Here is a 16236-nt window from a genome sequence, read left to right on the forward strand (position 1 = left end):
ACCGTGTCGTACGGTCTGGTCGGTTGTGGACATATCAGCCAACGGATCCTTCCATCTGCAATTCGATCAAGCGGTTGAGTTCAAGGGCGTACTCCATGGGCAGTTCGCGGGCGATCGGCTCCACGAAACCGCGCACGATCATGGCCATGGCCTCTTCTTCGGCCATACCGCGCTGCATCAGGTAGAACAGCTGCTCCTCGGAGACGCGGGACACCGTGGCCTCGTGGCCCATGGTGACGTCGTCCTCGCGGATGTCCACGTACGGGTAGGTGTCCGAACGAGAAATCGTGTCCACCAGCAAGGCGTCACACACCACGTTGGACTTGGAGTGCTTGGCACCCTCGCGCACCTGGACCAGACCGCGGTACGCGGAACGGCCACCGTTACGGGCCACCGACTTGGAGACGATGGAGGATGAGGTGTTCGGAGCAATGTGCACCATCTTGGAACCGGTGTCCTGGTGCTGGCCCTCGCCGGCGAACGCGATGGACAGGGTCTCACCGCGAGCGTGCTCACCGGTCATGTACACGGCCGGGTACTTCTGGGTGACCTTGGAACCGATATTGCCATCGACCCATTCCATGGTGGCGCCCTCGTGCGCAATGGCGCGCTTGGTCACCAGGTTGTACACGTTGTTGGACCAGTTCTGGATGGTCGTGTACCGAACGCGGGCGTTCTTCTTGCAAATGATCTCCACCACGGCGGAGTGCAGCGAGTCGGTCTTGTAGATCGGCGCGGTGCAACCCTCGATGTAGTGAACGTAGGAGTCCTCATCGGCAATGATCAAGGTGCGCTCGAACTGGCCCATGTTCTCCGTGTTGATCCGGAAATAGGCCTGCAGGGGGATGTCCACGTGGACGCCCTTGGGCACGTACACGAAGGAACCGCCGGACCACACGGCCGTGTTCAGCGCGGCGAACTTGTTGTCACCCACCGGGATCACGGTGCCGAAGTACTCCTCGAAGAACTCCGGGTGCTCCTTCAGGGCAGTGTCCGTGTCCATGAAGATGACGCCTTGGCGCTCCAGGTCCTCACGGATCTGGTGGTAGACCACCTCGGACTCGTACTGGGCGGCGACACCGGCAACCAGGCGGTTGCGCTCGGCCTCGGGGATGCCCAGCCTTTCGTAGGTGTTGCGGATGTCCTCGGGCAGCTCTTCCCACGAACCGGCCTGCTGCTCGGTGGAACGCACGAAGTATTTGATGTTGTCGAAATCAATCCCGGACAGGTCCGCGCCCCACGTGGGCATGGGCTTGCGATCGAAGAACTTCAACCCCTTCAGACGCAGGTTGAGCATCCATTCGGGTTCGCTCTTCTTACCCGAAATGTCACGGACCACGTCAGCGTCGACGCCGCGGCGTGCCGAGGCGCCGGCGTCGTTCTTGTCAGCCCAGCCGTACTGGTACTGACCGATCCCCTCGAGTTCCGGGTTCATTTCCAGGATCTCGGAGATCACGGTGTCTTCTGGCTTGCTGCCCGCGGTGTCTGCGGGAACGGTGCGCTCAGTCATGACAACCCTCCTTGTCGTGCGGTTGTTGATTAGTGTGGGTGGTCGGTGCCGTTGAGCGGCGCTGCAACGGTACGTGTGTGGTGCAAACGTGGGCGCCGGCGGCCATGGTCGACAGCCTGCGCACGTCCACGCCCAACAGCTGGGCGATCATGGAGGTTTCCAGTTCGCAAAAATCGGGGTACTCCGCGGCGATCTCGCGCACGGGGCAGTGCCCCTGGCACAGCTGGGCGGAGCGCATGCTCACGCCCTTGGGGCCCCGCGGGGTCACTACGGTGTGGGAGGCAGCAAAACCGTCGCGGCTCATCTCGGCGGTCAAGGCATTGAGTCGATCTTCGACGTCGGGCCCGGCCGCGTTGATCACGGGACGGTACCTCTCCGACATTTCCTGGATGCGTTCGGCCACGAAGTCGTGGACGAGTTCCTCGCCACCGGTCTCTTCGAGGGTGTGCATTGCCTTGCGCACCAGGGTCAGGTAGTCGTTGCCGAGCAGATCATGGCCTTCCGCGGCCACCACGTAACGCCGCGCGGGGCGACCCGCGCCGCCCTGGGTGCTGCGGACCAGAGAGACTTCAATGACTTGTTCGGCCTCGAGTGCGTCCAGGTGCCGGCGCACGGCCGCCGGTGTAAGACCAAGGTCCTTGGCGATCTGCGCGGCGGAGACGGGGCCGTGAGCAAGCACCAGAGACAGCACCCGCGAACGAGTGGTCTCGTCGTGGTCTGCGCGCACCGAAGTGGCGTGTTCCGTTGCTTGGGAACTCATGCTGTGTGGGACATCCTCTGGATTGCCTGCGTTGCGGGCCTGATTTCACTGATCGGCCTCCGGTCACGATCCACGTCGAGGTGGACCTGCAATACACAACAAGGGTATGCGCTAATCCATTCCCAATCCACTAAGGGTGACCTTCCGCCAGTGGGATCCGCCTCACACGGGAGGTCCAGGTGTCACCGCATAGACTGTCGTGGTGCTGAACCACCCTGCTCCCACACAGTCTGCTCCGGACTTCGACCCCGGTTCCCAGGCTCCGGCTCTCCACATCACGGACCTGTCCAAGACTTTCGAGCGCAGGGGCGCACGGGTGCACGCGGTTCGTGGGCTCAGCATGGCCGCCCACCGTGGTCAGGTGACCGCCCTGTTGGGGGCCAACGGCGCCGGCAAGACCACCACGCTGCAGTGCGCGCAGGGGTTGTTGCGCCCCACCTCCGGCGCCGTTCGTCTCCTGAACGAGGATCCGTGGCAGGCCTCGCCCGAGGTCAGGGCCCGCGTTGGAGTCATGCTTCAGGACGGCGGGCTCCCCCAGGCCGTGCGGCCCATGGAACTGCTGCGCCACGTGAGCCGGTTGTACCGGGATCCCCGCCCGGTCACGGAACTCGTGGACCTGCTCGGCATCGAACCGTTCGCCACCACGTCCGTTCGACGGCTGTCCGGCGGCCAGCGCCAACGCGTGGGTCTGGCCGCGGCGCTCATTGGCCGGCCCGAGGTCTTGTTCCTGGATGAACCGTCCGCCGGTTTGGATCCCCAATCACGACAAATCGTGTTCGACCTGATTGCGCAGTTGCGCGATGCGGGCACCTGCATCATCCTCACCACCCACCTCATGGACGACGCCGCTCGGCTGGCCGACTATGTCTACATCGTGCACCACGGTTCCGTGGCCGCCCAGGGCACGGTTGCGGATCTCGTGAGCGCGGAACAGCACGCCCCCGTGGTCATGTCCGTGACCTTGCCCGAGAGTCGGGCGGCCGATCTGCGCGAACAGCCACCGTGGCACACCGAGTCCTTCCGGGAGATCGAGTGGACCGTCAAGGACCGCACGGTGACGCTCACCGGTGAGCTCACGGCCCCGCTGATCCGCGAGATCACCCAATGGGCGACCCTCGATGACTGCGTGCCCGAGGCGCTCAGTGTGCAACCCCGATCCCTGGAGGACGTGTTCTTGGAAGTCTCAGGAAGTGATCCCAGATGAGCACCCTGGCAGCCGCCGGTGGGCGGCACTCCCGCGCCGCAAGCCTTCCGGCGCGAGTGCTGGCGCAGTCCCGGTACGAAACCGTCACCATGGTGCGCAACGGCGAGCAATTTCTGCTGTTGATCATCCTGCCGATCCTCGCCCTGGTGGGTCTCACCGTCACCGACCTGCTTGATTCGTTCCGGCCCGACGGCGCCTCCCGCCTGGACGTGGCCGTGCCCGGGGTGCTCGTGCTGTGCGTGATTTCGAGCGCCTTCTCCGGACAGGGCATCCAGACCGGTTTCGACCGGCGCTACGGGGTGTTGCGATATCTCTCCACCACTCCCCTGGGCCGGGGCGGCCTGATCGCCGGGAAGCTGCTGGCCATCGTGGCGGTCCTGGCGCTGCAGTACATCCTGATCAGCGGTACGGCCGTGCTGATGGGATGGCGGCCGGAGCCGCTGGCCGTCCTGGCGTCCCTTCCCCTGCTTCTGCTCGTGGCCGTGGCCTTCACCGGTGTGGGCATGCTCATTGCCGGCACCCTCCGCGCGGAAGCCACGCTGGCCATCCTCAATCTCGTGTGGGTTGCCCTGGCCGCGGGTGGTGGCGTGCTGTTCCCCACCTCGGCCCTGCCGGGGTGGATCTCCTGGCTGGTCGACCTGTTGCCCTCGGCAGCAGCCGGCGAGCTGCTCCGCGGCTGCTTCCTGGCCGGGCAGTTCGCCGTGGTCCCCGCACTCATTCTGGCCGTCTGGGCCGTTCTCAGCTGGGCCGCGACGGTCAAATGGTTCAAGTGGGTTTAGGCTCACCTCGTTGAGCCGATTCTCCGGCTGGGCCGATACACTTTCCCTACCTCATTCCTCAGCATCTGGAAGCAACGCCATGTCTGCCACCGTGTCCCCGTCCGTCACCGATACTTTCTGGTGGCCCTCCACCGTGACCCCCTGGGTCCGTGCCATGGCCATCGCCTCAGTGGTGGCCAACAGTCTCCTGATCCTCACCGGCGGACTGGTCCGTCTCACCGGTTCCGGCCTGGGCTGCCCCACCTGGCCGCGGTGCACCGACGAGTCGTGGACCAACACCGCCGAAATGGGAATCCACGGACTCATCGAGTTCGGCAACCGCCTGCTGACGTTCGTGCTCACGGTGGTTGCCGTTCTGACGTTCCTGTCGGTTCTGCGGTTGCGCCACCAGTTCCCTCGCATGTTCTTGTTCGCGTTGCTCCTGGGCATCGGCATCCCCGTGCAGGCGCTGATCGGTGGCATCACCGTGCTGGTGCAGCTGCACCCGCTGGTGGTGGGTGCCCACTACCTCGTCTCGGCCACCATGATCGTGCTGGCCACGCTCCTTGTACTGGACACCCGCCGCGCCGGCCTGGCCACCGTTGCGTACGCCCAGCGGCCCGGTCAGCTTCCCGGTCGCGAAGTACCGGTCCGGCTCCTCGCCGCGGCCGTGGGCGTTCTGTCCGCGATCATCCTGTACGTGGGCACCCTGGTCACCGGAACGGGCCCCCACGCCGGGGATGAAGACTCCGCCCGTCTCGCCTTCGAGCCCCGCCTGATCACGTTCACCCACGTGGTACCGGTGTACCTGATCGTGGCCACCGTGGTCATTGCGCTGATTCTGGGCATGAAACAGAACTGGCCCAAGGTGCTCGTGCGCGCCTACGTGCTCCTGGCGGGTGTCCTGGTGCTGCAGGGCCTGGTCGGTTACTACCAGTACCTCAACAACGTCCCGGTCCTGTCCGTGGCCATCCACATGGTGCTCTCGGCCATCATGATCTGGACCGCCACGCGCGTGTGCTCAATCAGTTTCCAGATCACCAAGGACCCCACCGAGGCCCTCGCCGATCGTGCCCTGGCCCGCGACAGCGACGTCACAGAGCCGGTCCTCTGAGTCAGTGCGCGATGTGCGGGCTGGCGGCGCGCAATTGCGCCACCGCGTCCGCGAGCATTCGTTTGCTGCGAGAGGGGATCGGCAGCAGAGGTCGGCGCGGAGCTCCCGTGCGCACCCCGCACACCTCGGCCAAGGCGTAGAGCACGGACAGCGGCCGCTCCTGACCCATGAGTTGCATGAGCGGCGCCAGGGTGGCGCTCCACAGGGCCGCCTCGCTGGAGCGGTGATGGATGACCGCGCGGTGGAAGGCCACGAACTCCGGAGCCAACAGGGCCGCCATGCCGGTGTGCCATGCAGCCATGGGGTAATCGGCCACGATGATTTGATCCCCGCTGATTCCGTGCACGGTGGTCGGATCCGCGCGCTGGGCGTAGAGCAGCTGACGCGAGTGGAAGAGCCTGCCGGATGACACCGTGTCCTTGAAGGCCACCACGTTGTCCAACCAGGACAGTTCCGCGGCAAGTTCCACGGGGTAGTTGAAGCCCGTGGTTTCCGGGTTGTTGTACAAACACAGCGGTAGCGACAACGATGACGCCACGGTTTCCACCTGATCGGCGATTTCCTGCGAGACCAGCGGGATGTAGCTGAGTGGATTGAGCACCAGCCCGTCCGCACCGTTGTTCTCCGCCGCGTACGCCATGGTCATGACTTCTCGGGTGGTCATGGCCGAGATACCCACGCCCACGGGGGTTTCCGACCCCGACGCCGCATCCACCGCCACCTTGACCACTCGGGCACGTTCCTCGGCGCTCAGGTACGCAAAGCTGCCGGAGGTCCCCAGGACCACCACGCCGTCCACTCCGCTGCGTGCCAGCTTGGCCACGCTCAGTTCCAATGACTCCAGGTCCAATCCGCCGCCCGGCAAGAAGGGCGTTATGGGATAGGCAATGACACCGGAGAAAGTCATGGACTGCATGGAGTTAGTTTAGGTGACCCTTACACGAATACCTCGGCACGATGGGAGTCACCGCGCGTCAGAGGGGCCACACGTGTCAGGCACGGTCGGAACCGGATCAGAGAATCGGTCCGCCGACGAACGGGTCAAGGGCCACGCCCACGAACACGAAGGTGATGTAGGCAATGGAGCCGTGGAACACGAACATGGCCTGCTTGAGCGTGGCTTTCCCGGACTGGGCCATGGAGTGCAGGGTGTGGCAGTGGTACAGGAACCAGCCGCCGGAAGCCAGAGCGATGAGCGCGTACACCCAGCCCGCACCGCCCACCGGAACCAGCAGCAAGGAGCAGATCACGGTGGCCCACGCGTAGAGCACCACCTGGGCTCCCACGGAGCGGGCGGTGTCCACGGCGCCCAGCATGGGAACACCGGCGCGGGAATAGTCCTCCGCGTACTTCATGGACAGCGGCCAGTAGTGCGGCGGGGTCCACAAGAAGATGAACATGAACAGCACCAGCGCCGGCCAGTCAATGGTCCCGCGCACCGCGGCCCAGCCGATCAGGACGGGCATGCAGCCGGCAATACCGCCCCACACAATGTTCTGCGCGGTGCGGCGCTTCAAGATGATGGAGTAGAACACGGCGTACAGAGCAATGGCGACCACGCCGAGCACACCGCACAACACGCTGACCCCGAAGGTCAACCAGGCCACGGCCACCGCGGAGAGCACCCACGCGAAGATCAGTGCTTCCCGGTCGCCCACTTCGCCGGTGACCAACGGACGACGCGCGGTGCGCTTCATCAGACGGTCTTCGTTACGGTCGATGTAGCAGTTGAACGCGCCCGCGGCACCGGCGGCCAAACTGCCGCCGATCAAGGTGTTCAGGATGAGCCAGAAATTGGGCATGCCCTGCTCGGCGAAGATCATGGTGGGAACGGTGGCCACCAGCAGAAGTTCAATGATGCGGGGCTTGGTGAGCGCCACGTAGGCCTTGATCTTGCGCCCGGCCGTCATGGGACCCTCGTAACCCACCGGCGCTACCGAGCCGATGGTAGAGCCGGTGGCACCGTGGCCGCGGGAGGCCTGCGATGCGCTTCGACCCGACTGTGCCGCGGTATCAAGGGGGTTCACAGAATCAATGCTCCAAATAATCGAATCCGGCGCCGTGGTATTCCGAGCCGTACCGGGCGGGCACCGCCCTCCGGACGCGTGCCCATACCCGTACAGAAGTATAGCCGTCATAATGCGTAAATTCCGGGTGATGATTGGCACGCCCGGACGCGTGATTCACCAACAGCACAAGACACTGACGCGGCCTCGGCTGCGGGACTAAGGTTAACGCTGAAACCCGTGTGACCCACCCGGCCCAACGACGTCGGATTTCATGGGCCGCAGTGGAGTACCCCACCGATGAAAGGGACTAGCTACCGTGCCGAACCTTGAGCAACCGCTGAACTGGACCGAGCAGGACGCTCGCGCCGTGGACACCGCGCGTGTACTCGCCGCTGACGCCGTACAGAAGGTGGGCAACGGTCACCCCGGCACCGCCATGTCCCTGGCGCCCGTTGCGTACATGCTGTTCCAGAAGATCATGCGTCACGATCCCAGTGATGACCGCTGGACCGGCCGCGACCGCTTCGTTCTCTCCCCCGGCCACACGTCGCTCACGCTGTACCTGCAGTTGTTCTTTGCCGGTTACGGCCTGGAAATGAACGACCTGGAGTCCCTGCGTACGTGGGGCTCCAAGGTTCCCGGCCACCCCGAGTACCGCCACACCACCGGGGTGGAGATCACCACCGGCCCGCTCGGCCAGGGCCTGGCCTCCTCGGTGGGCTTCGCCTACGGTCAGCGCTACACGCGCGGGCTGTTCGACGCCGACGCCGCTGCCGGCACCTCGCCGTTCGACCACAACGTGTTCGTGATCGCCTCCGACGGTGACCTGCAGGAAGGCATCACCTCCGAGGCGTCCTCGCTGGCGGGCACCCAGGAACTGGGCAACCTGGTGGTGATTTACGACGACAACAACATCTCCATCGAGGACGACACCAACGTGGCGTTCAACGAGGACGTTCTGAGCCGCTATGAGGCCTACGGCTGGGATGTCGCCCGCGTCGACTGGCGCCAGGGTGGCGAGTACAAGGAAGACCTGGACGCGCTGTACAACGCGATCGTCTCCGCCACCAAGGTCACGGACAAGCCCTCCATCATTGCGCTGAACACCATCATCGGTTGGCCCGCCCCCACCAAGCAGAACACCGGCGCCATCCACGGCTCCGCGCTCGGCGAGGACGAGGTCGCCGCCACCAAGGAGATCCTCGGCTTCGACAAGAACGAGTCGTTCGTGATCGAACCCGAAATCTTCGAGCACGTGCGCTCCGTAGGTGAGCGCGGCAAGCAGGAACGCGCCGAATGGGAGAAGTCCTTTGCCGCTTGGCGCGAGGCCAACCCGGACAAGGCCGCCCTGTACGACCGCATCCGTGACGAGGAACTACCCGAGAATTACCGGGCGGCCTTCCCCACGTTCGAGGCCGGCAAGGATGTCGCCACGCGCAAGGCCTCCGGTCAGGTCATCAATGCGATTGCGGACACGTTCCCCGAGCTGTGGGGTGGCTCCGCGGACCTCGCGGGCTCCAACAACACCACGATCGACAACGCCAAGTCCTTCATCCCGGCCAAGCGCTCCACGGACATGTGGGACGGTTCGCCGTACGGTCGCGTGCTGCACTTCGGTATCCGTGAGCATGCCGCGGCGGCCATCGTCAACGGCATTGTCATGAGCACGCAGACCCGTGCGTTCTCCGGGACGTTCCTGATCTTCTCGGACTACCAGCGCCCCGCGGTTCGCCTCGGTGCGCTCATGCGGGTGCCCTCGATTTACGTGTGGACCCACGACTCCATTGGTCTGGGCGAGGACGGCCCCACGCATCAGCCGGTCGAACAGTTGTCCTCCCTGCGCGCCATTCCCGGCCTGGACGTGGTTCGCCCGGCCGATGCCAACGAGACCGCGGTTGCCTGGCGCACCATGCTCGAACACCACGACCGTCCGGCCGGTATCGCGCTGACCCGCCAGAACCTGCCCACGTTCGCCCGCGTGGACCTGCACCCGGACGCCGAGGGCGAGAAGTTCGCCTCCGCGGAGGGCGTGGCCCGCGGCGCGTACGTGCTCGCGGACACGGACTCCACACCCGACGTCGTTCTGATCGCGACCGGCTCCGAGGTCGAGTTGGCCGTTGCGGCTCGCCGGCAGCTGGCCGAGCAGGGCGTTGCCGCCCGCGTGGTGTCCATGCCGTGCCGCGAGTGGTTCGATGCCCAGGATGAGGACTACCGCGAGTCGGTGATCCCCTCCGGTGTCAAGGCCCGCGTGTCCGTTGAGGCGGGCATCAAGATGTCCTGGAACGACATCCTGGGAGACGCCGGTCGCGCCGTGTCCCTGGAGCACTTCGGCGAATCCGCCGATTACAAGACCCTCTACCGCGAATTCGGCATCACCGCCGAGGACGTGGTCAGCAAGGCCCAGGAGTCCATCGCCGCCGCGCGCTGAGACTCCCCTACCGCCGTGCGGGGCGCAGCGCGCGCCCCGCATGGCACCAGCAGAATTTCCGGCACAACGTTAGGAAGTCACAGTGAGCACTCCCACCAAGAAGCTGTCCGACGCGGGCGTTTCCATCTGGCTCGACGATCTGTCCCGCCAGCGTTTGACAAGCGGCAACCTGCAGGAACTGATCGACGCCAAGAACGTCGTGGGTGTTACGACCAACCCCACCATTTTCGCCGCGGCCCTGGCCAACGGTGAGTCCTACGCGGAGCAGGTCTCCGAACTCGCCCGGTCCGGCGCGGACGTGGACGAGGCCGTCCTCGCGATCACCACCGACGACGTCCGCGACGCGTGCGACGTGTTCGCCCCGATCGCCGAGGCCACCCAGGGAGTCGACGGGCGGGTGTCCATCGAGGTCGACCCCCGCCTCGCACAGGATGCCGACGCCACCGCTGCCATGGCGCAGCGACTCTCCCAGACCATTGACCGCCCCAATGCGCTCATCAAGATTCCGGCCACCGAAGCCGGGCTGCCCTCCATCAGCGCAACGATCGCGGAAGGCATCTCGGTCAACGTGACCCTGATCTTCTCGCTCGAACGCTACCGCGCGGTGATCAACGCCTTCATGGTGGGCCTCGAGGAGGCCCTGGAGAACGGCAAGGACCTCTCCACCATCCACTCCGTGGCGTCGTTCTTCGTCTCCCGCGTGGACACCGAGATCGACAAGCGACTGGACGCGGTGGGCACGGACGAGGCCAAGGCGCTCAAGGGCAAGGCCGGCCTGGCCAACGCCCGCCTGGCGTACCAGATCTACCAGGAGCAGTTCTCCACCGAACGCTGGAGGCGACTGGAATCCGCCGGCGCCAATGCGCAGCGCCCGCTGTGGGCCTCCACCGGCGTCAAGGACCCGTCCCTCCCGGACACCCTGTACGTCACCGAACTGGCGGCTCCCCACACGGTCAACACCATGCCGGAGAAGACCCTGGACGCGACCTACGATCACGGTGAGGTCACCGGGGACACCATTACCGGCACCTACCGGGAGTCCAATGAGCTACTGGATGCGATTGCCGAGCAGGGCATTTCGTACCAGGACGTGGTCGACCAGCTCGAGACCGAGGCGCTGGACAAGTTCGCCACGTCCTGGGATGAGCTGCTGGAAACGGTGCGTACCGCCCTGGACAACGCCCGCTGATTGACCGATCGCCCACCCACCAGCACGCATCGCACCCACGAGGAGGCTCGTTTTGAGCTCACTGTCATTGTCTGCGGCAGGCGCCGCGCGTCAGGCCATTGAATCCGCGGTCCCCGGCTTGGTCGAGGAACGCTTCGCGTCCAGACTCTTCGCCAAGGACCCCACCCTGTGGGGACCCGCAGCCCAAGAAGAGGCCGGGATTCGTCTGGGGTGGACCGAGGCCGCCACGGTGTCGCGTCCCCTCGTGGCCGAGATCGTGCAGTTACGCGATGACTTCGCCTCCGAAGGGGTCACGCGGTTCGTGCTGGCGGGCATGGGGGGTTCGTCCCTGGCCCCCGAGGTGATCACCCGCACCGAGGGTGTGGACCTCTTCGTGCTGGACTCCACCGACCCCGACATGGTGCAGCTGGCAGTGCAGGATCTCGACAGGACCGCCCTGGTGGTTTCCTCCAAGTCCGGCTCCACCGTGGAGACGGACTCGGCGCGTCGCGCGTTTGTGGCGGCGTTCGAAAAGGCCGGCATTGATGCGCCGCAGCGCATCGTGGTGGTGACTGACCCGGGGTCTCCCATGGACGGCTCCGCCCGCGAGGCCGGATACCGCAAGGTCTTCAATGCTGATCCCAATGTGGGCGGTCGGTTTTCCGCACTCACCGCGTTCGGCCTGGTCCCCTCCGGGCTGGCCGGCGTGGACATCGAGCGGCTCCTGGACGACGCCGAAGAAGCCTCGGAGTTCCTGCGCGACGACGCCGAGGACAATATCGGCCTGCGCCTGGGCGCGGCACTGGGCGGGACCACACCGTTGCGCGACAAGATCGTGATCGTCAACAACGGCGCTCCGGTAGTGGGTTTTGCGGATTGGGCCGAGCAGCTCATTGCGGAGTCCACCGGTAAGTCCGGCACGGGTGTGCTGCCGGTCGTCGTGTCCGATTCCGCTCCCGAGCTGACCAGCGGCGCGGGCGACATTCTGGTCATCTCCCTGGTCCCCGAAGACGCCGAACCCGCGGATCAGGGCGATGCCGTGGCGATCTCCGGATCCCTGGCCGCCATGATGATGGCGTTCGAAGTGGCCACCGCCGTGGCCGGACGGCTCTTGGGAATTGATCCCTACAATCAACCGGACGTTGAATCCGCCAAGAACGCGACGCGCGCACTGCTGGCTTCGTCCCCGGAGCCCAGCCCCGCGGAAGCCACCGACGGTGCCATTGAGATCCGCGGTTCCGAGCAGGTGCTTCAGGGCGCAACCACGGTGGTCGAGGCGCTCAAGGCCCTGCTCGGTCAGTTGCCCGAGGATGGTTATGTGAGCGTGCAGGCGTACTTCGATCGGCTGGGCTGGGCGGACCTCGAGAAGATCCGTCCGTTGCTGGCCGAGAAGACCGGGCGCCCCGTGACGTTCGGGTGGGGTCCGCGGTTTTTGCACTCGACCGGTCAGTACCACAAGGGCGGACCGGCCCAGGGCGTGTACCTCCAGGTCACGGCCGCGACGGACACGGACGTGGACATTCCCGGTATCCCGTTCTCGTTCGGCGAGTTGATCTCGGCTCAGGCCGATGGCGATGCACAGGTGCTCACGGATCACCACCGCCCGGTGCTGCGCTTGCGCCTCACCGATCGTGCGGCGGGCGTGGAACAACTCCTGAAGGCCACCACCGAGCTCTAAGATCATTACTATTCATATTTTCCGGTCACCGCGGACCGGGGTGTCACGCTCACGTCGTCACACCCCGGTCCGTTGGTCCGGATGAGTCAGGGAGCATTGTGCCTCACCACCCAAACAGCAACCCGTTGCGAGATCCTCGGGACCGGCGCCTGACGCGCGTCGCGGCGCCGTCGTCCCTCGTGCTCTTCGGCGTGACCGGCGACCTCGCCAAGAAGAAGCTGCTACCGGCCATGTACGACCTGGCCAACCGCGGTTTGTTGCCCCCCTCGTTTTCTCTGGTGGGCTTCGGTCGGCGCGACTGGGACGACACGCAGTTCGCCGAATACGTCAAGGAATCCATTGCGGGCAACGCCCGCACGCCGTTCAATGAGGACATGTGGGCGCAGTTCGCGTCCGGCTTGCGTTTCGTACACGGCAATTTCGACGACGACGCCGCCTACGATCGTCTCGCGGAGACGCTCACAGAACTCGACGAATCACGCGGCACCCGTGGCAACCACGCGTTTTATTTGTCGATCCCGCCCAAGGCCTTCGACGTGGTGTGCCAAAAACTCGCCGATCACGACCTCGCGGACAGCAACGGCAGCGAGGGTTGGCGGCGCGTGGTCATCGAGAAGCCCTTCGGTCACGACCTGGAATCGGCCCGTGAACTCAACGCGATCGTGGAACGGGTGTTTCCCGCGGACAGTGTGTTCCGCATTGACCACTACCTGGGCAAGGAAACGGTTCAGAACATCCTGGCCCTGCGTTTCGCGAATCAAATGTTCGAGCCGTTGTGGGACACCCGTTACGTGGACCACGTGCAAATCACCATGGCCGAGGACATCGGCATCGGATCGCGCGCCGGTTACTACGACGGCGTGGGCGCCGCCCGCGACGTCATCCAGAATCACCTGCTGCAGTTGCTCGCCTTCACGGCCATGGAGGAACCGCCCGCGTTCTCCGCGCATCACCTGCGTCGCGAGAAGGCCAAGGTTCTGGAATCGGTGATCCTCCCCGAGGACCTGGGCGCGTACTCGGCCCTGGGGCAGTACTCGGGGGGTCTGCAGGGCGGCGCGGAGGTCAAGGGATTCCACCGGGAACAGGACATTCCCGCCGATTCCCGCACAGAGACGTACGCGGCCCTGCGCCTTGAGATCAACAACCGCCGCTGGGCGGGAGTGCCGTTCTATCTGCGGGCCGGCAAACGCCTGGGTCGGCGGGTGACGGAGATCGCCGTGGTGTTCAAGAAGTCGCCCAATTTGCTGTTCCGCTCCCCCGACAAGGACGATTTCGGTCAGAACGCCATTGTGATCCGCATTCAGCCGGACGAGGGCGTGACCATCCGGTTCGGTTCCAAGGTGCCCGGCACCCAGTCGGAGATCCGGGATGTGACCATGGACTTCGGGTACGGCCACGCCTTCACCGAATCCAGCCCGGAGGCGTACGAACGACTGATTTTGGACGTTCTTCTGGGTGAGCCACCGCTGTTCCCGGATCACTCGGAGGTCGAACTGTCCTGGAAGATCCTGGACCCCTTCGAGGAGTACTGGGCGCAACACCACATCATGCCTGACGCTTACGCACCGGGATCCTGGGGTCCGGAATCGGCGGATCAGCTCATGGCTCGCGACGGACGTGCTTGGAGGCGACCGTGATCGTACAAATGGAGAACACCACCACCTCGCTCATCGAGAAGAAGCTGCATGCGCTGCGGGACGAGAACGGCGTGGTGACCCTGGGACGGGTGCTCACGCTGGTGATCCTGGCGCGCGCCGGTCACTCGGAAATGGCCATCGAGGCCGCCAACTTCGCCAGCCACGAGCACCCGTGCCGCATCATTGTGCACGTGGCGCACTCCGCCAACGAGACCACCCGGCTGGACGGTCAGTTGCGCATGGGCGGGGACGCCGGCGCATCGGAAGTGATCATTCTGCACGGCTACGGCGAACTCGCCGAACCCACGGAAACGCTGATCTCCGCGTTGTTGCTGCCGGATGCGCCCATTGTGGCGTGGTGGCCCCACGACTTCCCGGACTCCCCCGGTGAATCGTCCATCGGGAAGATCGCCCACCGGCGCATCACCGATTCCGCCCGCGCTGACGACCCGTTCGAGTCGCTGCGGCAGCTGTCCCAGCAGTACCGACCGGGAGATACCGATCTGGCGTGGACCCGCATTACCAGTTGGCGGATCCAGCTTGCCGCGGTGTTCGATCAGATCGGTTCCGTCCCCGTGCGTGAGGTCATTGTGGAGGGCGCGGAGCGCTCCCCCTCGGTGGTGCTCATGGGCGTGTGGCTGGCCAACGCGTTGGATTGCGAGGCGAAGTTCATCACCCAGTCGGAACGGTCCGGGATGGACAGGGTCACCCTGGTCACGGATGAGGGCCCGATCGAACTGCACCGCCCGGGTAGCACCGTGGGCGTCCTCAGACAGCCCGGCCAGCCGGATCAGCAGATCGCCATGCCGGTGCGCGACCTCAATGTATGTTTGGCCGAAGAATTGCGCCGGTTGGATCCGGACGAGGTCTACGGCGATGTCATCACCAAGGCGCTGCAGAGCGCGCGGCTGGAAGAGGCCGTTGAAGATGCTATGGACGGAGAGGTGTCCTCGTGAACCACGCGCGCATTGTCCCCCACGGTAGCCAGGAGAAACTTGCCCAAGAGACGTCCCGCCGGGTCATCTCCGTGTTGGAGCAGGCCCAGGACGAGCGCGGCGAGGCCACGCTGGTGCTCACCGGTGGGAGTATGGGAAACAAGGTGATCCAGGCGGTCGCCAATGACCCGGATTCCGCCCTGGTCGACTGGTCCCGCGTGAACGTGTGGTGGTCGGACGAACGATTCGTACCCGGTTCGGATTCCGAACGCAACGGTGTACAAGCCGCCGACGCCGCACAGGGCCAGTTGGATCTGGAATGGGACCGCATTCACCCCATTGCGGCATCGGATGAAATGAGTACCGCCGAGGAAGCCGCTGCCGATTATCGCGAGGAGCTCGCCACCGCCGCTCAGCAGGAGGGTGTGGACGGGGAATTGCCCCGCTTCGACCTGCTGCTGCTCAGTCTGGGCCCGGACACCCATGTGGCGTCGCTGTTCCCGGGACGTCATGAAGTGACCGTGACCAACACCCCGGTGATGGCCGTGCACGACTCCCCCAAACCACCACCCACGCGGGTGACCATGAGCCTACCCGCGATCAATTCTGCGGACCGGGTGTGGTTGTTGGTGGCCGGCAGCGCCAAGGCGCAGGCTCTCGCGGCCATCCGTTCCTCGGAGGCCACGGCCCAGTCCGCACCCGGCAGCGCGGTTCGAGGCACCGAAGAAACCCTGCTGCTCGTCACGGAGGACGCCCTCCCGGGTCTTCCCGAGGATCCCGAGGGCTAGCCGCAGCCCCGACATGCACCTGAGGTGGCGGTGGAACCCCTGGCCCGGCCCAGAAGGGTCCCGCCGCCACCTCACGTGTGTTGCACGGTTGTTGGTGGCCCTTGACGCGTCCGGGGATCTCGACGGCGCTCCCGTCACCTCACGTATCGCCCTCCCGCCGCCAGGGGTTCCACGGACACGTGATCGTTAAACGCGCAAGGCCCGCAGACCGAAGTCTCCGGGCCATGCGCGTTGCTGTTGATGATTA

General features: G+C 65.3%; 13 protein-coding genes. 9 read left to right on the forward strand and 4 right to left on the reverse strand.

Features of this window, described 5'->3' with window-relative positions; all coding sequences use genetic code 11:
* Positions 1–34: 34 nt before the first annotated feature.
* Positions 35–1510: a Fe-S cluster assembly protein SufB gene (sufB, locus tag Q4E95_RS05965; protein WP_303382449.1), complete on the reverse strand. Its 1476-nt coding sequence runs from the start codon at positions 1508–1510 to the stop codon at positions 35–37.
* On the reverse strand, positions 1503–2270 hold the full coding sequence (locus Q4E95_RS05970; RefSeq protein ID WP_303382450.1) for a metalloregulator ArsR/SmtB family transcription factor: 768 nt from the start codon (positions 2268–2270) through the stop codon (positions 1503–1505). Before Q4E95_RS05970 ends, sufB begins: the two co-directional genes overlap by 8 nt.
* Positions 2271–2472: 202 nt before the next feature.
* Between Q4E95_RS05970 and Q4E95_RS05975 the strand changes: the two genes are divergently transcribed.
* The 3 genes from Q4E95_RS05975 to Q4E95_RS05985 all read left to right on the forward strand — a co-directional run bounded on the left by Q4E95_RS05975 (position 2473) and on the right by Q4E95_RS05985 (position 5346).
* Entirely contained in the window at positions 2473–3474 is a 1002-nt protein-coding gene (locus Q4E95_RS05975; protein ID WP_303382451.1) for an ABC transporter ATP-binding protein, read from the forward strand.
* The gene (locus Q4E95_RS05980) at positions 3471–4253 is read left to right on the forward strand and encodes an ABC transporter permease (RefSeq protein WP_303382452.1); all 783 of its coding nucleotides are present in this window, start codon (positions 3471–3473) and stop codon (positions 4251–4253) included. The genes Q4E95_RS05975 and Q4E95_RS05980 overlap by 4 nt, the downstream gene beginning before the upstream one ends.
* Positions 4254–4332: 79 nt before the next feature.
* Positions 4333–5346, forward strand: a complete 1014-nt coding sequence (locus tag Q4E95_RS05985; protein ID WP_303382453.1) for a heme A synthase — start codon at positions 4333–4335, stop codon at positions 5344–5346.
* A 1-nt stretch (position 5347) separates the two neighbouring features.
* On the opposite strand, the gene Q4E95_RS05990 is transcribed toward Q4E95_RS05985, so the two are convergent.
* The gene (locus tag Q4E95_RS05990) at positions 5348–6262 is read right to left on the reverse strand and encodes a dihydrodipicolinate synthase family protein (RefSeq protein ID WP_303382454.1); all 915 of its coding nucleotides are present in this window, start codon (positions 6260–6262) and stop codon (positions 5348–5350) included.
* Positions 6263–6359: 97 nt separating this feature from the next.
* Entirely contained in the window at positions 6360–7256 is an 897-nt protein-coding gene (locus Q4E95_RS05995; RefSeq protein ID WP_303382462.1) for a heme o synthase, read from the reverse strand.
* Between the two features lie 415 nt (positions 7257–7671).
* On the opposite strand from Q4E95_RS05995, the gene tkt reads away from it, so the two are divergent.
* The 6 genes from tkt to pgl all read left to right on the forward strand — a co-directional run bounded on the left by tkt (position 7672) and on the right by pgl (position 15989).
* Complete coding sequence (gene tkt, locus Q4E95_RS06000) at positions 7672–9783, forward strand: transketolase (protein WP_303382455.1); 2112 nt, start codon at positions 7672–7674, stop codon at positions 9781–9783.
* 82 nt (positions 9784–9865) lie between these two features.
* Positions 9866–10972, forward strand: coding sequence for a transaldolase (gene tal, locus Q4E95_RS06005; protein ID WP_303382456.1), 1107 nt, complete (start codon positions 9866–9868; stop codon positions 10970–10972).
* A gap of 52 nt (positions 10973–11024) precedes the next feature.
* Positions 11025–12629, forward strand: a complete 1605-nt coding sequence (locus Q4E95_RS06010; RefSeq protein ID WP_303382457.1) for a glucose-6-phosphate isomerase — start codon at positions 11025–11027, stop codon at positions 12627–12629.
* 98 nt (positions 12630–12727) lie between these two features.
* Positions 12728–14266, forward strand: a complete 1539-nt coding sequence (gene zwf / locus Q4E95_RS06015) for a glucose-6-phosphate dehydrogenase (RefSeq protein ID WP_303382458.1) — start codon at positions 12728–12730, stop codon at positions 14264–14266.
* Entirely contained in the window at positions 14263–15222 is a 960-nt protein-coding gene (locus tag Q4E95_RS06020) for a glucose-6-phosphate dehydrogenase assembly protein OpcA (protein WP_303382459.1), read from the forward strand. The genes zwf and Q4E95_RS06020 overlap by 4 nt, the downstream gene beginning before the upstream one ends.
* Complete coding sequence (pgl, locus tag Q4E95_RS06025) at positions 15219–15989, forward strand: 6-phosphogluconolactonase (protein ID WP_303382460.1); 771 nt, start codon at positions 15219–15221, stop codon at positions 15987–15989. Before Q4E95_RS06020 ends, pgl begins: the two co-directional genes overlap by 4 nt.
* Positions 15990–16236 lie beyond the last annotated feature (247 nt).

This window comes from Kocuria sp. (assembly GCF_030536815.1).
GTDB lineage: Bacteria > Actinomycetota > Actinomycetes > Actinomycetales > Micrococcaceae > Kocuria > Kocuria gwangalliensis.